The organism is Phenylobacterium sp. (genome assembly GCF_036495085.1).
In the GTDB taxonomy this organism is placed as follows: domain Bacteria; phylum Pseudomonadota; class Alphaproteobacteria; order Caulobacterales; family Caulobacteraceae; genus Phenylobacterium.
On sequence record NZ_DASXNL010000109.1, the window covers coordinates 1 to 17,732 of the forward strand.

Consider the following 17,732-nt stretch of genomic DNA (forward strand, 5'->3'; position numbering starts at 1 on the left):
CAAGGGCGACCTGGAGCTGGCCCTGGCCGACTATGCAACCGCCCTTCGCCTACGCCCACAGCTAGCCACCGCCCGCTTCGGCCAGGGCCTGGCGGAGCTGCGCCTCGGCCGCGAGGCCGCGGGGCGCTCGGATATGGCGACCGCTGAGGCCGCCCAACCAAAGGTCGCCGCCGCCTTCGCGAAGTACGGCTTGGCTCCTTAGGGCCGGCTTGGCGCCCTCCCCCGCCACTGGAGGGAAGACCGACGGGGATGCGCCCTCGGCGCGGTTCCCCTAGCGCTTCTTCGACTTCTTGGCCTTGCTCTGCCCGGGCCAGCCGGCGTCGATCGGCAGTTTCGGGTTGGCGGTGATCTTGAGGTCCGCGCAATGGTGGTAGGTGAATCTGCCATCGGGGTTGATCGGGTGCTCCTCCATGAACTGGATCACCTGCAGGGAGCAGTGGTCGCAATTGATGTTCGGGACCTTCACATCGGTCTCGAATTCCTGCCCGGCCTGACGCACGTGGTGGTCCCAAAGTCCATCCACCAGGACAGGGGGTTTGGGGGCGGGGTCGATCTTGGCGGAAACCGACAGGGGCCCGCGCGGCCCATCGCGCGTGATGTCTTCCGGGTCAGCCGGCAACTCGGAGCGATCCAGGACCGAAAGCGCCAGACGGAAATGCCCGGGATGATAGATGGTCTCGTGGACCTTGACGTGCAGGAGCTCACCGCCAGTGACAGGGGTGACGACGCCGGTGGGCGTGCCGGCGCTGGCGCTCGTGCCGCCGCAGGGCCCGAGCTTTTGCGGATCGCCCAGCTGGTTCTCCTCGATCGCCGAGTTTGGCTGCATGAGGATGAAATGGGCGGATCCGGTCGCAGGCGCGGCCAGGATCACGACGCCCGCCGCCAGGCCCGCAAGAACCCGTCGCTTCATTTTAGGAATCCCCCCGATTGTCCGAGCAGGCTAGTGCGAACCGCGCCCTTCGAGGAACCTTAAAATCTGCGCCCGCGAACGTGGCTGATGCGCAGCGCCGGCCTCACCCCTTGCGGAAGAAGCCATAGATTCGTTCTGCGAGGGGCGCGCTGACACCTTCCACCTTCAGCAGGTCCTCAACGCTCGCCCGGCTCACGCCCCGAGCGGACCCGAACGCGTGCAGCAACGCCCTCTTGCGGCCGGGGCCGACGCCCTCGATCTCGTCGAGCGGATTCTTCTTCATTTCCATGCTGCGGCGCGTGCGGTGGGTTCCGATTGCAAAGCGGTGGGCTTCGTCGCGCAGGCGCTGGAGGTAGTAGAGAACCGGACTCTTGGGTTCGAGCATGAAGTAGGGCTTGCCGGGGATAAAGAACCGCTCAAGGCCCGCGTCCCGGTCGGGACCCTTTGCGACGCCGACCACGGGGATGTCGTCGACACCGAGGTCGGCCATAACCTCCATCACCGCGGAAATCTGGCCGGCGCCGCCGTCGATGAGCACCAGGTCGGGGCGCGGCGGAGCCTCGCCGGCCTCCTCCTCCTTGACCAGGCGGCCGAAACGGCGACGCAGCACCTCCTTCATCATCCCGAAGTCGTCGCCCGGCGTGATGTCGGTCCCCTTGATGTTGAACTTGCGGTACTGCGACTTCTGGAAGCCGTCGGGGCCGGCCACGATCATGCCGCCCACCGCGTTCGTCCCCATGATGTGGGAGTTGTCGTAGACCTCGATCCGCTCGGGGTTGGCTTCCAGGCCGAAGGCTTCGCAGACGCCGGCCAGCAGTTTGGTCTGGGCCGAGCTCTCGGCCATTTTTCGTCCCAGCGCCTCGCGGGCGTTGGTGAAGGCATGCTCGACCAGGCGGCATTTCTCACCGCGCTGCGGTCGGCTGATCTCGACCTTGCGGCCGCCCTTAAGGCAGAAGGCCTCAGCGAGCAGCTCCTTCTCGGCCGGCTCGACGTTGGTGAGGATCAGCTTGGGGATGGGCTTGTCGTCGTAGAACTGACCCAGGAAGGCGGCCATCACCTCCGGGTCCTCGTCTGACCTGTCGGCGCCCATTTGCGGCATTTTGGGGAAGTAGGCGCGATTGCCCCAGTTCTGGCCCGCGCGGAAGAAGAACACTTGCACGCAGGCCTGACCGCCCTCGGCGTGGAGAGCGAACACGTCGGCCTCGCTAACCGTCTCGGGATTTATCTGCTGTTCCTGGGCGATGGACGCCAGCGCACGGATGCGGTCGCGCAGCCGCGCCGCGCGCTCGAACTCCATCTCGTCGGAGGCGGCCTGCATCTCGCCGGCGATCTTGGCCATGACGGCCCGGGACTTGCCGCGCAGGAAGTCGCCGGCCTCATCCACCAGGGCGTTGTAGTCCTCCAGACTGACCAGCCCGGTGCACGGCGCCGAGCAGCGGTGGATCTGGTGCAGCATGCACGGGCGCGTGCGGCTCTCGTAGACGCTGTCCGAACAGGACCGGAGGAGGAAGGCCTTCTGAAGCGTGTTCAGCGTGCGGTTCACCGCATTGGCGCTGGCGAAGGGCCCAAAATAGTCGCCCTTGATCGTGCGCGCGCCACGGTGCTTGCGAAGCTGGGCGGCGGCATGCTCGCGGCGAATGACGATCTCGGGGAACGATTTGTCGTCACGCAGCAGGACGTTGAAGCGGGGTTTCAGCTGCTTGATCAGATTGATCTCAAGCAGCAAGGCGTCGGTCTCGGTGCGGGTGGTGACGAACTCCATCGCCCGCGTCAGGTCGACCATGTGGGCGATGCGCTGGGTGTGAAACCGGCCCTGCGCGTACTGGACGACGCGCTTCTTCAGAGACCGCGCCTTGCCGACGTAGAGCACCTCGCCCTCGTCGCCGATCATGCGGTAGACACCCGGCCGATCCGGCAGGCGCTTGACCTCGTCCTTGATAAGCGCTGCGCCCTTCAGCGCAGGCGGGGCGGCGATGTCGTCGGGCATCGGGCGAATATAGGCGAGTCCGACGAAGCGTGCAGGGTTGCCTGCTCCGCGTCGTCAGCGCTTTGGGAGGCGCTCAGCTCTTCATCGCGTCGAGGACGGCCAGGGTCATCGCCTCGACGGCGAAGCGGATGGTGGGCTCGGGGGTCGGCGCGAACTGCGGGGTGTGGTTGGCCGGGACGGGAACGCCCTTGGACTTGGCCTCGGCGATGACCGCCGGGTCCAGCCCGCCGAAGCTCCAGAACAGCGACGGCACGCCGGCGACGATGAATTCGGAATAGTCCTCCGAGGGATTGCCCGGCGCGGGCTCGTAGCGAGCGCGATCGCCGAACGCGGCCTTGAACACCTTCTCGGCCTTGGCGGTGACCGCCGCATCGTTGACCAGCAGCTTGCCGCCCGGGATCAACCGCACATCGGGCTCCGGCGCGCCGGACATCATGGCGACGGCGTCGGCCGTGCGGCGGATGCCTTCCAGCAGCTTCTGCCGCACCGCCTCATCGCGAGTGCGGATCGTGCCGCGGACCAAGGCCTGGTCCGGAATGATGTTGGGCGCGCTGCCGGCCTGGATCGAGCCGATCGAGATGACCCCGAAGGCATTGGGGTCCTTCTCGCGGCTGATCACCGTCTGCACCGCCTCCACGAACCGAGCGGCCTCGACCACCGGGTCGATGGAGACGTTTGGCATCGAGCCGTGGGCGCCGCGGCCCTTGAAGGTGATCTCCAGCGAGTCCGAGGCGGTATTGTAGATGCCTGCGCGGTAGCTGAGCGTACCGTAGGGTTCTGGGCCAACATGCTGCGCGAAGCCGATATCCGGCTTGCCGAAGCGACGGAAGAGCCCGTCGTCAAGCATCGCCCTGGCGCCTTGGGTGGTCTCCTCGGCCGGCTGAGCAATGAACATCAGCGTGCCATGCCACCGGCTCTTCATGGCTACCAGTTGCTGCGCGGCGCCCACCCAGGCGGCCATGTGAATATCGTGACCGCAGGAGTGATCAACAGGCGTCGGCTTGCCACGGTAGTCGGCGACGACGTGACTGGCGTAGGGCAAGCCGGTCTTCTCTTCCATCGGCAGGGCGTCGAGTTCGGTGCGCACCATCACCATCGGGCCGGGGCCGTTCTTGTAGATCGCCACGACACCGGTCTTGCCGACGTGCTCGGTGACCTCGAAGCCAAGCGCGCGCATCTCCTCGGCGAGCAGGGCCGCGGTGCGGGTCTCCTGAAGCGCGAGTTCGGGATGAGCGTGGATGTCCTTGTAGAGCGCGTCGAGGTGGCCGTAGGCCTTGTCGAGCCCCGCCTGGATCTGGGCCTCTTCTTTGACCAGGTCACGGGCTTCCGCGGCGGACGCAAGGACCAGCGACGCGGTGAGCGCGGTCAGAAATTTCAGCATTTTTGCCCCCTAGGCGGTCTCAGAGCTTCACGGCGCCGGCGGCGATCTTCTCGTGGACGCCCTTGGTCACCTTCACATAGCCGCGTTTGAGGTCGTTGAAATAGATCGGACCCTTGATTTTCGCCGGATCGTAGCCGTCGGAGATCAGGTCCATCTTGCGAACCTTGAAGGTGCCGGTGGTGGCGATGACGGGCAGGATGCGGACGAACAGGGGCTGAGCGTAGTGCGGCAGCACGCGGGCCACCTCCTCGCCGAACGCCTTGATGTCGAACTCCGGGCTGACGACCAGGCCCGCCATGCCTGCGCGTCCTTCTGCGCCTTCGACGGTGACGCCGTAAACATTGGCCTCCAGCACGCCCGGAAGGGTCTGCAGGCGTTCGGCCACCTCGTTGGTGGAGACGTTCTCGCCCTTCCAGCGGAAGGTGTCGCCGATCCTGTCGACGAAGAAGAAGTAGCCGTCAGCGTCGGTCTTCATCAGGTCGCCGGTCGCGAACCAGGCGTCGCCCTTTTCGAAAACGTCGTGCAGGACCTTTTTCTCCGAGGCCGCCTTGTCGACGTAGCCGGTGTATTCGGAACGGGCGTCCGCGCCGATCTGACCGATGCATTCGCCGATCTGTCCCGGACCGGCCTCGATGCACAGGCCGCCCGGTCCCCGGATCGGCTCCTCCTTCTCGACGTCGAACAGCACCAGGCGGATGTTGAAGCGGTTGCGCAGCCACTTGGGCGCACGGCCGATGGCGCCATCGCGGCCATCGAAGTTGAACATCGAGACATTGCCTTCGGTCGAGCCGTAGAACTCGAGGATCTCCGGGATGTGGAAACGCTGCCGCATCATCGGCCAGATATCGGGGCGCAGGCCGTTGCCGAACGCCAGGCGGATCCTGTGCCGGGCTTCGTCCTCGATTGGCGGTTGGTTGACCAGGTATCGGCAGAGCTCGCCGATGTAGACGAACATCGTGCAGCCCTCGTCGGCCGCCTCTCCCCAGAAGTGGCTGGCCGAGAATCGTCGGCGGAGAAAAACTGACCCGCCGGTCAGCAAGGCGGCGCCGAGAGCGCAGAGACCGCCGGTCGCGTGGTAGAGCGGCAAGGCCACGTAGATGCGGTCGGACTCCTTGGCGTCGGTCGCGCCGGCGAAACCGCGCATGTAGAGCTGCGCCCGAACGTGGGTGATGCGCGCGGCCTTCGGCATGCCCGTGGTGCCGGAGGTGAAGATCAAAAGGGCAGTTTCGCGCGCAAGGATACCTTCGCGGACGGCCTTGTCCGGCGGCAGCTGACTGCAGCTCTTCAGCGCCTGGACGAGGTCGCGCTGATCGCCGTGAGCGGGGCCAAGCACCCACTGCGGCAGCGGCTTGTCGAGCAGCGGGCGAGCGGCCTCGAAGACGGGCGATGTCTCGGCGTCAACGATGACGCAGGTTGCGGCGGAGATATTCAGGCAGTGGGCCAGCGCCAGGTCGGCGAGCTGGTTGTTGATCAGGGCGGTGACCACGCCAATCTTCGAGAGGCCATACCAGATCGTGAAGTATTCCAGCCGGTTGGGCATGAAGAGGGCCACAGTCTGGCCGCGGCGCAGGTTCAGGCCCTTGCCCCAGTGGGCGATACGGTTGGCCATGGCGTCGAGCTCGCCATAGGTCACCGTGCGGCCCTCGAAGGTCATGGCGACGTTGTCGCGCCACTCTTCGACAGCGGCCTGGATGTCGTCGCAGACCAGGTTGGCGCTGTCGGGCGCGATCGACTTCACCGCCTTGAGCGTCCGATTTAGCCCGCGCAGGAAACGCCACTCGCGCTGGAGCTTGGCCTTGAGCGGCATCCGTACCTCCGACTACGCCGCAACTAGCGGATGCGCCGCGCGACCGGTCAAGTTCTTGGCGCGCACACAGGACTCAGCGCTCCGAGGGGCTGCACGACCTGAGGCGCCCACGCCACAAATCCTTAATCAAACCTTTACGAAAACCGTTCCCAGGCCGCCTGGCGCGAGTTGGCCAACGCAAGACCGATGTCGGCACAGCTGACCTCGCGGCGGCGCAGTTCATCGACCACCCACGCAACTGGGTGCGCTTGCCACGCCACCAGGCCGGGGCCGGCTATCAGCTTCTCCCATCTCGTGCTGAGACTTGATGCAGAACGAGCATTAGAAGGTGGCCGGAGCCTTCTCACCAAACGGGCTAACGTAGGGCCCACGCTTGGCGGCCTTGGGCCATGAAGAGCTCCTGTCGGACCAGGCCGAGCGAGAGCAATAGATCCATCCCCCACCCCGGCCAACCAGACCGGTCTCGCTCGGTATTAGAATAACCCCCCCGAATCGCGCTATGCTTGTGTAATCGCATAATATCGTCTCGATGAATGGATAGTCGACAGGCGGCTCAACGAGCCCCAATGGTCAAGCTGAGCTTTCCCTGACTTCGGAACCGACACGGCCCGTCGTCGTTCGGTCAGTCTGACACTATCCCCATGAAGGGACCTGACAATGAGTACCAATTTCTCCGCAACTCCCGACGACAAGCCGAACAACAGCGAGGCGGACAGCCCGATGTTCGCGCCGGTCCCTGCTTGGGAACGGGGTAAGAAACGCCGCGGCTTGGGGGGCGGTCGCACGGGCCGTGTGGCCGAGGAGCCGAGAAGCTTCGCTTCCGATCCGGATGAGCGCCTGGCAGCGCGCGAGAGCATGGTCCGCGAGCCCACATGGCCGGCGCCCGACGCCATCGCCCCTGACGGCATCGTCTACGAGCGGCTGGAAGAACCCGCCGATGGAGTCTTCGCCGGTACGCCGGTCTACGCCGACGCTGCGTCGCGCAAGGGCGGCATCGCACCGGTCGCGATCGCCGCGGGGATCATCATGCTGGGCGGCGTGGCCGCGGCGGGCTGGTACTTCACTCAGTCGCATAACACAGGCTTGGCCCAACTTACCCCTGGCCAGGCCGTGACCACGACCACGACAATCGCCCCGGCCCCGACAGCTCCGGCCGCGAGCGCCTCCTTGGCAGCCACGCCTGAAGTGGCTCCGACGACGCCGAGCGCGCCGGCCGCCGCGGCTGCCTCACCGACCAACCCGACGGCCGCGACAGCGCACGAATCAGCCGCCACTCCGCCCCATCATGCGCTCGCGCCTCGCGCCGCCCCTGTCAGTCGCAGCGCCGGCGATACGGCCACCGACGCGAGCGCGACCTTGCCGGCCGCGCCGCAGCCCTACCAGGGGCAAGCGACCTCGCCGGCGCCAACCGCCGCGCCGGCCACGACGCCGGAACCGGCGACCAGCACGCCCGCGCCGTCGACAAGCACGACGCCTCCGCAGGCGTCGCAACCCCCGCCGCAATAGCGATATTTCCGTTGGGGAGGGGGCCGCTCCTGGGGAAGGAGCGGTCCTCTCTTTTTTTGCGCGCCTGGGGACAGGGCGGCCGCTGAGTGCCCGACACAAGGCGCCGATTGCTGACGACAATCGGTGGTCGGGCGCCTAATCATCCGGCCAGGGTGGTGCTTTCGGGGGGCGCGCGTGGCCGATCTGACATTCCTGGACGGCGGCGGCGAAATGGGCGCTTACCTGCGCGCCCACGACTGGGGGGCGACCAGTCTGGGGCCGCCGGAGAACTGGCCGCAGGGCCTGCGGACCGCGGTCCGCCTGCTGCTGAACACCGGCCACCCGATGTACATCTTCTGGGGGCCGGACGGGGCGTGCCTCTACAACGACGCCTACAGCCTCTCGATCGGGCCGGAACGGCACCCCGGATCAATCGGCCGCCCGGCGCGGGAGATATGGGACGAGATCTGGCACATCATCGGCCCGCAAATCGCCCAGGTGATGGCCGGTAAGGGCGCCACCTGGCACGAAAACCAATTGGTCCCGATCACCCGGCGCGGGCGGCGCGAGGAGGTCTACTGGACCTACAGCTACGGTCCCATCGACGATGGCGGCGCGCCAAACGGCGTGGGCGGAGTGCTGGTTGTGTGCACCGAGACCACCGCCCAGGTGCTGAACGAGCAGCGGCTGGAGACCGAACTCGAACGCCAGCGAAGCCTGCTGCAACAGATGCCGGGTTTCGTGGCGGTGCTGAACGGCCCCGATCATGTCTTCAGCTACGTCAACGAGGCCGCTAGCCGGCTGGGCGGGGCAAGAAGGTTCCTGGGGCGCACGCTGCGCGAGGCCTTCCCGGACCTCGAAGGCCAGGGCTTCTTCGAACTCCTCGACCGGGTCTATGTGAGTGGTGAACGCTTCGCCGCCGGCCCCATCCCGGCGAACCTTGAGGGCGAGACCGCGCAGCGGTTCATCGACCTCCTCTGCGAGCCGATCCGCAACGCCGCGGGCACGGTCACGGGAGTCTTCGTTGGCGGCTACGACGTCACCGAGCACGAAAGGACGCGAAGCCGCCAGCGGCTGCTGATCGAAGAACTGAACCACCGAGTGAAGAACACGCTGGCCACCGTTCAGTCGATCGTCGCCCAGACCTTCCGCGCCCGGGCGCTGCCGGCCCGCGCCCGCGAAGACGTTGAAGAGCGTCTGATGGCGCTGGCCCGCGCCCATGATCTCTTGACCCAGGAAAACTGGGAAGGCGCGGACATCGCCGATGTGGTCGCCCAGGCGGTGACGCCGTTTGCTTCATCCGGCGCCGGCGGCTTCGACATTTCCGGGCCTAGCTTGCGGCTGACGCCGCATCGCGCGCTGGCCATCGCCATGGCGCTGCAGGAGCTGACGACCAATGCGGTGAAGTATGGCGCCCTGTCGCATCCGGAAGGACGGGTCTGCATCCGCTGGTCACTGCATCCAAGCGCCGACGAGCCCGACGAAACGGTGCGCGTGTTGCGCCTCAACTGGATCGAGACAGGCGGGCCGCCCGTCGTCCCGCCCACCCGGCGGGGTTTTGGTCTACGCCTCCTGCAGCAGGGTCTCTCACATGAGCTCGATGGGCGGGCGACCGTGACCTTCGGGCCGGCAGGCCTGGAGTGCGAGATCGTTTCCCACCTGACCACGATCGGATCCGGCTCACCCCCGGCAGCGCTCATCCCCAATCCGGATCCCGTTTGAAGGCCCCGGTCGTCTGGCCGGCGGCGCGGCAGGCGCGGCGCGACTTGATGAGTTCGGCTAGACGTGCGTCGCTCCGCCAAAGCGCGATGTAACGAGGATCGCTGCGCATCGGCTCCGGAAACTCAGTCGGGCCGTAGGGCAAGGACCCAACCCAATAGAGCGAGCGAGCGGCGAGCGCGCGGGCCAGGAGATCGAGGGCGCGATCCGTCGCGCCAGACCAGGCGTATTCCATTGCGTAGATGAACAACAGGTCGACGCTCGCCCGGCCCTGCTGGGTCGCAGCGGCGCTTTTTCCGCCGCCGTCGAAGGCCGCAACGTCCGCGTCAACGAGGGCCAGAAGCGCGGCGGGCGCACCGCGCAAGGCGGCGAGTGCTGCGTCCGTCCGCGTGACGAGGGCGGCGATCGCGGGAGGCATCCTGCGGCCCCGCCAGAGTTGGTCGGTCACCTTGGCCTTTAGGCCACGCAACGCCCCGAGGTTCTCCTCGGCGAGATGCATCAGATAAACCTCGCGGATCAGGAAGGCGTTGGCCGGGCCGGCCGCCAGCTCGACATCGTAGCGCTTGAGCGCGGCGTCCCGCTCGCCCGCAAGGTACAAAAGCCGCGGTAGCGCCACCCGGTGATAGGGGTTCTCGGGGTCGAGCCGAAAGACCTCGCGAGCATGGACCAGGCCTTCGCGCGCCCGCCCGAGTTCGGCCAGTTCATAGCCAAAGGCCCAGTGGGCTTCCGTCAGGTTGGGATTGGCGGCGAGCGCGCGGCGGAAGAGGTTCTCGGTCTCGGCCCAGCGCCACTCGAAGCGGCGGTAGTAGTCGCCAAGCGCGGTCAGCGCAGCGGGGTCGTTGGGATCGGAGACGAGCGCGCGGCGGATGATGTCGGCCGCTGCCGCCGCACGTTCGGCGGCGGTGACCGGTTTGGCGGCGAGCGCGCGAGTCCAGCCGTTGCGGGTGAGATTGGCGACGATGAGCATGGCGCCGACGTCGCCCGGATCGGTCCGCAGCGCCGCCTGCGCCAGATCCCACGCATGGTCCGCCGCATCGAGCCCCTCGGCGTCGCGGCCGACCATCCGCGACGTGCGGCTACGCTCCAGAAGATCCTCGGCCTGCATCACGTTGCGGAAGACCCGCGGATCGCGCGCGCGCAGGGCCGGCGGCGCGCGCAGGCGGTCAGGGCCGATGCGGCCCGAAAGCGCCTCGAGCGCGGCGGCCGACGCGGCGTCCAGCAGATGGAAAAGATCGTCCACCCTGCCGTCCTGGGTCTGGCTCCAGACCTCCACGCCGGCTTTGGGGTCGACGAGTTCCAGGCTGATCCGCACCAGGTCAGCGCTCTCGGTCACCGCGCCGCTCAGTAGCAAGTCTGCGCCGAGCCGCGAGGCGATCTCCGCCCCACTCAGCTTCTCTTCGGACAAGGATGAGGACGAGGTGTCGGCGATGATCCGAAGGCCGCCGACCCGGCAAAGCGCATCGCGCACGGCCCGGCTGGCGCCCATCGAGAGATAGGCGGCCTGGGGGTCGCCGCTCAGGTTGGTGAACGGCAGGACCGCCAGCGTCAACGGTTCGTGCGGCGCTGGGCGCTTTCCGCCGCGCAGCAGCACCGCGGCGCCGCCCGCGAGCACTGTGACAAGGGCGCTCCCCGCCAGCACCGTGCGTCGGCCAATGCGAAGCGGCTTGCGCCGGCCTTCCACCACGACACCCGCCTTGGCCGGCGTCAGCCGATATCCCACGCGCGGAATGGTCTCGAGCTCGTAGGCGAGACCATCCAGGCGATTGGCGAGCCGCCGCAGCTGGACCATCACCCGGGTGATGGCGTCATCGCCAACGAAGCGGCCGTCCCAGCACTCAAGGATCAGCGCTTCACGCGAAACGACCGCGCCCTGCGCTTTGGCGAGAACCACCAGCACCTGCATGACGCGCGGCTGCAGAACCTGGCGGTCCCCCGGCCACGCCGCCATACAGGCCGGCGGAAACACTTCGAGCACCCCAAGATGGAACGTCGCTTCGGCAGCGAGATCCATTACGCCTTCCCCCACACAAGCCGTGCCACGCTAGCACAGCGCACGGGGACCGCCAGCGCCTCGTCGAACCTCGTTCGGCGCCCAGATCGGTGACAGATCGGCATGCGATCGGCGATAGATCGTCCCGCGGCCCTTTCGCGTCACCGATCCTCGTGTCCCCGTGCCGGCGCCGGTTCGACCGGCTGAAAACATTGGGGAAACGATGATGAAACGCTTCGCTGCAGCCCTGCTGCTGTTGTGCGCACCGGCCGCAGCCCACGCCGCCGACAACTTCACTTTCTCGGGCATGACCAAGGGTATCGACGGCGTGCGCGCGCCGGCGCAGGGGCCCCAGTTCCTGGGCGCTCAGGTGTTCAGCTACAGCACCGACGTTGTCTACGCCAACGGTCAGAAGGAGACGATAACCGGCAAGTGCGGTGGCTGGAAGAACCCGCCCGGCGCGCAGTTCGACCAGTCGGGCGTCTGCAATTCTCCCGGCAACTACACGATGCAATACAGCTGCCAGCCCGAGACCGGGAAGCCCGGAGCGAACTGCTGGGGTTACCTGGTCGGGGCGCCGGAAGGCCGCTACAAGGGCCGCACCGGCCTCGTCACCTACCGTAACGCCGACGGCGGAAACGTCGGGGTCGGGCGCTGGAACGATTGAGGCGAGGCGACCCCGGGCGGCTGAACCGCCCGGGGTTGCTCCACGGCCTCGCCTGACCGACCGGGGACTGCGACGGGCGTCCTAGAAAAATGCGCTGAGGAACGCCGCCGCCTGGTCGGAGACGCCGATGATCTTGTTGGTGGCCTGGCGATAGAATTTGAAGTTGAGCTCGGAGCCGGGCTGGCCGTCGTTCCAGTCGGTGAGAGGCTTCAGTTCACTTCGCCCCAGCGGTCGCAGGGCGAGCGCGGTGCGACGGACGGTGACGCTCACGCGCGGCGTTTGCCGGGTCAAGCCGGGCGTCCGTGCAATCGCTTCGGCAGATGTTACGACGCCGCGTGCGACGAGGCCACTTCCGCCCTCATTCTCGCTCGCGAATAGGAAAACAGTATCGCCAACAGCGATGCGCTTGCCGCCGTACATCGTCTTCTGCGCGATAAACGTGAAAGACGCAGCCTCGGGATCCCTGACTTCGGCCTTGACGGCGAACGCCATGGTTCGCTTCCCGCCGGCGTCGCTTTCGACCACCTGCCTAACGCCCGATAAGCCCAAGCTCGGGGACGCTGACATAGCGGCCGGCGAGGCTGCCGTCGCGGAGGTAAACTTCAATCTCGGTGGCCTGGCCAACGTCGGAATAGCGCTGGGCAAGTGCGCGGGCCGCGTTTTCGGCTTCCGCGCCACTCAAGAACATCATGCCGTTCTCGAGGGTGTCGCCCTGAACGCTCCAACCGGCCTGTGCGGCCCGGATGGAGATTGTGAAGCTCATCGTCGCGCTCCCTGGTGAGGGCGCCTAATAGGACGCGGACGTGTCGGGTTGATGACGGGATCGGGCCGACTTTGGGTGGAAGCGGCGCCGCGACAGGCCGCCGTTTTGGCAGGACGCGGCGTGCGCCTTTGAGGGTTTACCCCGATCTTCAGACTCGGGGCTCCCGGCGTAACGTGCCGGCCGGGCAACCTGGGAGGTGTCTGCGTGAGACTTCCTGTGTCAACCAGCCTCGGCGCCGGCAGTGATGAAGCGTTTTGCGCCGGGGTGTTTTTGCGGGTCAAGTGACGAATGCTCTAGCCGGTCCAAACATGGCGCGGACCCTCGGCCTGCTGCTGATCGCCGCCGGCGTCGTCTGCGTCGCAGCCTTCACCTGGGACTACCACCGGTCCATCACCTACATGCAGAAGGATTTCGCCGCCATCGCCATGACCGGCAGGGTGCGGACGTCGAGTTACGCGATAGCCTTCGTGGTGATGCTGATCGGCGTCGCGGCCTTTGCGTCGGTCTTCGTTCGATTTTAGACCGGCGACAGCACCTCGCTAACGAGGCCGCTTGGCGTGATCGGCGAGGATCAGCGCGGCGGCGGCTGTGACCTTCTGGCCGGTGGGCAGGTGGATGAATTCGTTGGGGCCGTGGGCGTTGGAATGGGGTCCAAGGACGCCGGTTATCACGAACTGCGCGTTCGGGAACTTCTCGCCCAGCATGCCGATGAAGGGGATGGTGCCGCCTTCGCCCATCAGCGCCGCTTCACGGCCGAACGTCGCTAGTGACGCGCGTTGGACGGCGGCCTCCAGCCACGGCGCGAGCGGCGGGGCGTTCCAGCCGGGGCTGGCCTGAGTCTCCTCGAAGGTTACCTTGGCGCCCTGTGGCGGGTCGATGGTGAAGGTGTCGGCAAGCGCGCGGGCGCAGGCGTTCGGGTCGGCGGTAGGCGCCAGCCGCACGCTGAGCTTGAGCGTCGTGCTTGGGCGCAGAACGTTGCCGGCGCTCATCGGCGCAGGCAGGCCGTCGGCGCCAACCACGGCGAGCTGCGGACGCCAGGTGCGGTTCAGGACAAGCTCAGCGCCGTCACTGACGATCGGTGCGGTCGCCCCGGCAAAGGGAAACTTCCGCCAGACCTCCTCGCCCAGCGCCTTGGCCGCGACCTCGGCCTGGGCCACCCGCTCGGCCGGTATATCAACGTTGAACACCGATGGCAGGATCCGGCCTGTGGCGGAATCCTCCAGGCGGTCGAGCAGGGCGCGGGCGAGGCGGAAGCTGTCGGGCGCGACGCCCGAGGCGTCACCGGAATGGACGCCCTCCTCCAGCACCTGGACGCTCAGCAGGCCGCCGGCCAAACCGCGCAGCGAGGTTGTGAGCCAGAGCTGATCGTAGTTCCCGCACCCCGAGTCGAGGCAGATCACCAGCGAGGGCGAGCCGATGCGCATAGCCAAGTGCTCGACGTAGAATGGCAGGTCGAAGCTGCCACTCTCCTCGCAGGCCTCGATCAGCACCACGCAGCGGCCGCGCCTTACGTCCTGGCGTGCGAGGCCGACCAGCGCGGCCACCGAGGCGTAGATCGCATAGCCGTCGTCGGCTCCGCCGCGGCCGTAGAGGCGCTCACCCCGGATCACAGGCGCCCAGGGTCCAAGGCCTTCCGACCAGCCGCTCATCTCCGGTTGCTTGTCGAGGTGACCATAAAGCAGGACGGTGTCGTCGATCTCCCCCGGCGCTTCGATCAGGATCACCGGGGTGCGGCCGGGCAGACGGACGATCTCCAGGGTGGCGCCCGGAAGCTCGGTCAGTTTTTCCCGCGCCCAGCCGGCCATATGTTCGACCGCTGCGTCGATATGGCCGTGCGCGGCCCAGTCGGGGTCGAAGTCCGGCGATTTGGCGGGGATGCGGATGTAGTCCACCAGGGCCGGCGTTATCTCGTCGCGCCAGAGGTCGGCGGTGAACTGGTTAAGCGCTTGGGCGTCCATGGCGGCCTCTCGTTGCTGTCGTCCGAGGGCCCCCGTGCGCCCCGATGCCGCATCGCAGCATTGCGCAGGGGTTCGGTAAGACTTCTACGGCTTCAGTTCGCGTGTCGCATTAGCATCCAAGCCTGTCCGGGAACCACAATGATCACGTCGAAGGAACTCATCGATTGGGCGACGGCCTCGCTGGTCGTGATAAGCGGCGGGCTGGCCGGTCACTATGCGGCCATAGGCATGAACCCCGTGCAGTGGGCGGGCGCGGCCACGGCGGTGCTGGGCTCGGTGACGGTGGCCGTGGCGGTGCGCATCTGGACGCCTGCGAAAGCCAAGGCGCAGGACTAATCGGCGTAAACGTCGAGGCCCATCGCAGAGAGCAAGGTGTGCTGCTGGGCGAGCGTGATCTTCAGGCCTTCGTAGGACCCGAGCGCGGCCAGGCTGAGGCCTGAGACCTCCGCACCACGCAGATCCGCTCCGGCCAGCTTGGCGCCGGCGGTGAGCGCCTGGAAGAAATCGCATCTCGTAAGATCGACGCCTTCGAGGTTCGCCTCGGTCAGGTCGGCTTCGCGCAGGCTGGAGCCCGATAGGTCGCAGGTGGCCAAATGCGCTTCAGACAGGTCGGCCAGCTCCAGGTTGCAGGCCGCAAAGGTCGCCGCCGTGCGGACCACTTTGGCCCCAAAGGCGCGGGAGAAATCCGCGCGGTGGAAGCGCGAGCCCCTGAGGTTCGTGGCGGCGAAGATCACCGCCCAGAGGCTTGTCCGGTCGATGTCGGCGAAGGAGAGGTCGCAGGCCTCGAACCTTGCCTGGTCGAGCTGCGAGAAAACGACCTGGACGCCTGAGTGGCTTTCGGGGTCGGCGAAATTGCACCGGGTGAAGGTCGCTTCCCTGAGATCGGCGTGGGCGAAACGACAACGGGTGATGCGGCAGTCGGTGAAACGCGCGCCCTGCAGGATCACCGCCGAGAGCTGCGTGTCGACAAGAGTGCAATCGGTGAGCGCAAGGTCAGTGAGGTCGCGCTCGGCGAAGTCGTACGCCGAAAGGTCCAGGCCCTCGTAGACGCCGCCGGCAGAGAGGTCGGGGAGGTCCATCGGCAAACCCTCGGTGTCGTCCCGTTAGCCGCGCCAGCGACGTTCCAGGAGGCATGAACGCTGGCCGCCGGCCGATCAAGCGCAAGCGTGAACGCAGCGTTCAGAACGCGACGCGTCGTCATCTTCGGCGCCGGACACCCTACCCGGGGGGCGCTACCGGCACCTGGATCTCGCCGCCGAGGTCGTGGAACTTCTGGGCCATCTGTTCCAGCCCGGCGTCGACCTCATTCTGGGCGCGGGCTGCGTCGCGGATGTCCTGGCTGATCTTCATGGAGCAGAACTTCGGGCCGCACATCGAGCAGAAGTGGGCGGTCTTGAAGGCCTCCTTGGGCAGGCTCTCGTCGTGGTATTCGCGGGCCGTCTCTGGATCGAGGCCGAGGTTGAACTGGTCCTCCCAACGGAACTCGAAACGGCTGCGGGAGAGCGCGTCGTCCCAGGCCCTGGCGGTCGGGTGGCCCTTGGCGAGATCGGCGGCGTGGGCGGCGATCTTATATGCGATGACCCCTTGCTTGACGTCCTCGCGATCGGGGAGGCCCAGGTGCTCCTTGGGCGTGACGTAGCAGAGCATGGCGGTGCCGAACCACCCGATCATCGCCGCGCCGATGGCGCTGGTGATGTGGTCGTAGCCGGGAGCGATATCGGTGGTGAGCGGGCCGAGCGTGTAGAACGGCGCCTCGTGGCAGTGCTTCAGCTGCTCGTCCATGTTGGCCTTGATCTTGTGCATCGGCACATGGCCGGGGCCTTCGATCATTGTCTGGACGTTGTGCTTCCAGGCGATCTTGGTGAGCTCGCCCAGCGTACGCAGCTCGGCGAACTGGGCCTCGTCGTTGGCGTCGGCGATCGAGCCGGGCCGCAGACCATCGCCCAGGCTGAACGAGACGTCGTAGGCCTTCATGATCTCGCAGATCTCTTCGAACCGCTCGTAGAGGAAATTCTCGCGATGGTGGGCCAAGCACCACTTGGCCATGATCGAGCCGCCGCGCGAGACGATGCCCGTGACCCGTTTTGCGGTGAGCGGGATGAACGGCAGCCTGACGCCGGCGTGGATGGTGAAGTAGTCGACGCCCTGTTCGGCCTGCTCGATGAGGGTGTCGCGAAACACCTCCCAGTTCAGGTCTTCGGCGACGCCGTTGACCTTTTCCAGCGCCTGGTAGATCGGCACCGTACCGATTGGGACCGGGGAGTTCCTGACGATCCAGTCGCGGATGTTGTGGATGTTGCGGCCGGTCGAGAGGTCCATGACCGTGTCGCCGCCCCAGCGGATCGCCCAGACCATCTTGTCCACCTCGTCGGCGACAGTGGAGAGGACGGCGGAGTTTCCGATGTTGGCGTTGATCTTGACCAGGAAGTTTCGGCCGATCGCCATCGGCTCGAGCTCGGTGTGGTTGATGTTGGCCGGGATGATGGCGCGGCCGGAAGCCACCTCGTCGCGGACGAACTGCGGCGTGCAAAGGTCGGGAATCACCGCGCCATAAGGCTCGCCGTCGCGGATGGTCGGGTCGCCTTGCCGGCGGCGCAGATTTTCGCGGATGGCGACAAATTCCATTTCAGGGGTGATCACCCCCCGACGGGCGTATTCGAGCTGGGTGACGTTGGCGCCCGCTCGGGCGCGGTAGACGCGCCGCGGCGCGGAAAATTGCGGGGCCAGGTGCTCGCCCTTCGCAAAGCCGTTGTCCTCGGGCTTCACCTGGCGGGGGTGCTCGACGATCTCCACGTCGCCGCGGGAGACGACCCAGGGCTCGCGGGTCTTCGACAGTCCCTTCTCAATATCGATGGTCGTGGTCGGGTCGGTGTAGGGGCCGGATGGGTCATAGAGGGTGAGCGCCGGCTCGTCGGCCGAGGGATGGACGGCCACCTCGCGGAACGGAACGCGGATGTCGGGCCACAGCTGCCCGGGCTGGTAGACTTTGCGCGACCCAGGACGCTCACCGGTTGGAATCTGGGCAGGCTCAAGTTGTCCGGTAGGCTTGTTCATCGCTCGCGGCC

General features: G+C 66.9%; 16 protein-coding genes. 6 read left to right on the forward strand and 10 right to left on the reverse strand.

Annotation, left to right across the window (positions count from 1 at the left end):
* Window positions 1-202 (forward strand): hypothetical protein (locus tag VGI62_RS12860; protein WP_331504891.1); only part of this gene is annotated, 202 nt, incomplete at its 5' end.
* A 69-nt stretch (window positions 203-271) separates the two neighbouring features.
* Here VGI62_RS12860 and VGI62_RS12865 read toward each other — a convergent pair.
* The 4 genes from VGI62_RS12865 to VGI62_RS12880 all read right to left on the reverse strand — a co-directional run bounded on the left by VGI62_RS12865 (window position 272) and on the right by VGI62_RS12880 (window position 6,085).
* A complete protein-coding gene (locus VGI62_RS12865) occupies window positions 272-910 on the reverse strand; it encodes an SCE4755 family polysaccharide monooxygenase-like protein (RefSeq protein ID WP_331504892.1) in 639 nt (212 codons plus the stop codon).
* 103 nt (window positions 911-1,013) lie between these two features.
* Complete coding sequence (gene uvrC, locus VGI62_RS12870; RefSeq protein WP_331504893.1) at window positions 1,014-2,897, reverse strand: excinuclease ABC subunit UvrC; 1,884 nt, start codon at window positions 2,895-2,897, stop codon at window positions 1,014-1,016.
* 73 nt (window positions 2,898-2,970) lie between these two features.
* A complete protein-coding gene (locus tag VGI62_RS12875) occupies window positions 2,971-4,278 on the reverse strand; it encodes an amidohydrolase (protein WP_331504894.1) in 1,308 nt (435 codons plus the stop codon).
* Window positions 4,279-4,297: 19 nt separating this feature from the next.
* Window positions 4,298-6,085 (reverse strand): long-chain-acyl-CoA synthetase, encoded by a 1,788-nt coding sequence (locus VGI62_RS12880; protein WP_331504895.1) that lies wholly within the window; start codon window positions 6,083-6,085, stop codon window positions 4,298-4,300.
* Window positions 6,086-6,742: 657 nt separating this feature from the next.
* Between VGI62_RS12880 and VGI62_RS12885 the strand changes: the two genes are divergently transcribed.
* Entirely contained in the window at window positions 6,743-7,591 is an 849-nt protein-coding gene (locus tag VGI62_RS12885) for a hypothetical protein (protein ID WP_331504896.1), read from the forward strand.
* Window positions 7,592-7,765: 174 nt separating this feature from the next.
* On the forward strand, window positions 7,766-9,292 hold the full coding sequence (locus VGI62_RS12890) for a sensor histidine kinase (protein WP_331504897.1): 1,527 nt from the start codon (window positions 7,766-7,768) through the stop codon (window positions 9,290-9,292).
* Here VGI62_RS12890 and VGI62_RS12895 read toward each other — a convergent pair.
* Window positions 9,267-11,300, reverse strand: coding sequence for a winged helix-turn-helix domain-containing tetratricopeptide repeat protein (locus VGI62_RS12895; RefSeq protein ID WP_331504898.1), 2,034 nt, complete (start codon window positions 11,298-11,300; stop codon window positions 9,267-9,269). The two genes, VGI62_RS12890 and VGI62_RS12895, sit on opposite strands and share 26 nt — an antisense overlap.
* Before the next feature lie 205 nt (window positions 11,301-11,505).
* Between VGI62_RS12895 and VGI62_RS12900 the strand changes: the two genes are divergently transcribed.
* Window positions 11,506-11,946 (forward strand): hypothetical protein, encoded by a 441-nt coding sequence (locus VGI62_RS12900; RefSeq protein WP_331504899.1) that lies wholly within the window; start codon window positions 11,506-11,508, stop codon window positions 11,944-11,946.
* An 81-nt stretch (window positions 11,947-12,027) separates the two neighbouring features.
* Here VGI62_RS12900 and VGI62_RS12905 read toward each other — a convergent pair whose 3' ends face one another.
* Together VGI62_RS12905 and VGI62_RS12910 are read right to left on the reverse strand one after the other, a co-directional pair.
* Window positions 12,028-12,438, reverse strand: a complete 411-nt coding sequence (locus VGI62_RS12905) for a hypothetical protein (protein ID WP_331504900.1) — start codon at window positions 12,436-12,438, stop codon at window positions 12,028-12,030.
* A gap of 37 nt (window positions 12,439-12,475) precedes the next feature.
* Window positions 12,476-12,709, reverse strand: coding sequence for a hypothetical protein (locus tag VGI62_RS12910; protein WP_331504901.1), 234 nt, complete (start codon window positions 12,707-12,709; stop codon window positions 12,476-12,478).
* Between the two features lie 308 nt (window positions 12,710-13,017).
* On the opposite strand from VGI62_RS12910, the gene VGI62_RS12915 reads away from it, so the two are divergent.
* Window positions 13,018-13,230 carry a hypothetical protein gene (locus tag VGI62_RS12915; RefSeq protein ID WP_331504902.1) on the forward strand — a complete coding sequence of 71 codons (213 nt, stop codon included), beginning with the start codon at window positions 13,018-13,020 and terminating at the stop codon, window positions 13,228-13,230.
* Between the two features lie 18 nt (window positions 13,231-13,248).
* Here VGI62_RS12915 and VGI62_RS12920 read toward each other — a convergent pair whose 3' ends face one another.
* Window positions 13,249-14,667, reverse strand: a complete 1,419-nt coding sequence (locus VGI62_RS12920; protein ID WP_331504903.1) for a M20/M25/M40 family metallo-hydrolase — start codon at window positions 14,665-14,667, stop codon at window positions 13,249-13,251.
* A 138-nt stretch (window positions 14,668-14,805) separates the two neighbouring features.
* Between VGI62_RS12920 and VGI62_RS12925 the strand changes: the two genes are divergently transcribed.
* Window positions 14,806-15,003 (forward strand): hypothetical protein, encoded by a 198-nt coding sequence (locus VGI62_RS12925; RefSeq protein ID WP_331504904.1) that lies wholly within the window; start codon window positions 14,806-14,808, stop codon window positions 15,001-15,003.
* Here VGI62_RS12925 and VGI62_RS12930 read toward each other — a convergent pair.
* The gene (locus tag VGI62_RS12930; RefSeq protein WP_331504905.1) at window positions 15,000-15,746 is read right to left on the reverse strand and encodes a pentapeptide repeat-containing protein; all 747 of its coding nucleotides are present in this window, start codon (window positions 15,744-15,746) and stop codon (window positions 15,000-15,002) included. The two genes, VGI62_RS12925 and VGI62_RS12930, sit on opposite strands and share 4 nt — an antisense overlap.
* 139 nt (window positions 15,747-15,885) lie before the next feature.
* A complete protein-coding gene (gene thiC / locus VGI62_RS12935; protein WP_331504906.1) occupies window positions 15,886-17,721 on the reverse strand; it encodes a phosphomethylpyrimidine synthase ThiC in 1,836 nt (611 codons plus the stop codon).
* Window positions 17,722-17,732 lie beyond the last annotated feature (11 nt).

Excerpts from the sequence above, each read along its gene's own strand:
- VGI62_RS12865 (WP_331504892.1), bottom strand. The coding sequence starts at position 910 with ATGAAGCGACGGGTTCTTGCGGGCCTGGCGGCGGGCGTCGTGATCCTG.
- uvrC (WP_331504893.1), bottom strand. The coding sequence starts at position 2,897 with ATGCCCGACGACATCGCCGCCCCGCCTGCGCTGAAGGGCGCAGCGCTT.
- VGI62_RS12875 (WP_331504894.1), bottom strand. The coding sequence starts at position 4,278 with ATGCTGAAATTTCTGACCGCGCTCACCGCGTCGCTGGTCCTTGCGTCC.
- VGI62_RS12880 (WP_331504895.1), bottom strand. The coding sequence starts at position 6,085 with ATGCCGCTCAAGGCCAAGCTCCAGCGCGAGTGGCGTTTCCTGCGCGGG.
- VGI62_RS12885 (WP_331504896.1), top strand. The coding sequence starts at position 6,743 with ATGAGTACCAATTTCTCCGCAACTCCCGACGACAAGCCGAACAACAGC.
- VGI62_RS12895 (WP_331504898.1), bottom strand. The coding sequence starts at position 11,300 with ATGGATCTCGCTGCCGAAGCGACGTTCCATCTTGGGGTGCTCGAAGTG.
- VGI62_RS12900 (WP_331504899.1), top strand. The coding sequence starts at position 11,506 with ATGAAACGCTTCGCTGCAGCCCTGCTGCTGTTGTGCGCACCGGCCGCA.
- VGI62_RS12905 (WP_331504900.1), bottom strand. The coding sequence starts at position 12,438 with ATGGCGTTCGCCGTCAAGGCCGAAGTCAGGGATCCCGAGGCTGCGTCT.
- VGI62_RS12910 (WP_331504901.1), bottom strand. The coding sequence starts at position 12,709 with ATGAGCTTCACAATCTCCATCCGGGCCGCACAGGCCGGTTGGAGCGTT.
- VGI62_RS12915 (WP_331504902.1), top strand. The coding sequence starts at position 13,018 with ATGGCGCGGACCCTCGGCCTGCTGCTGATCGCCGCCGGCGTCGTCTGC.
- VGI62_RS12920 (WP_331504903.1), bottom strand. The coding sequence starts at position 14,667 with ATGGACGCCCAAGCGCTTAACCAGTTCACCGCCGACCTCTGGCGCGAC.
- VGI62_RS12925 (WP_331504904.1), top strand. The coding sequence starts at position 14,806 with ATGATCACGTCGAAGGAACTCATCGATTGGGCGACGGCCTCGCTGGTC.
- VGI62_RS12930 (WP_331504905.1), bottom strand. The coding sequence starts at position 15,746 with ATGGACCTCCCCGACCTCTCTGCCGGCGGCGTCTACGAGGGCCTGGAC.
- thiC (WP_331504906.1), bottom strand. The coding sequence starts at position 17,721 with ATGAACAAGCCTACCGGACAACTTGAGCCTGCCCAGATTCCAACCGGT.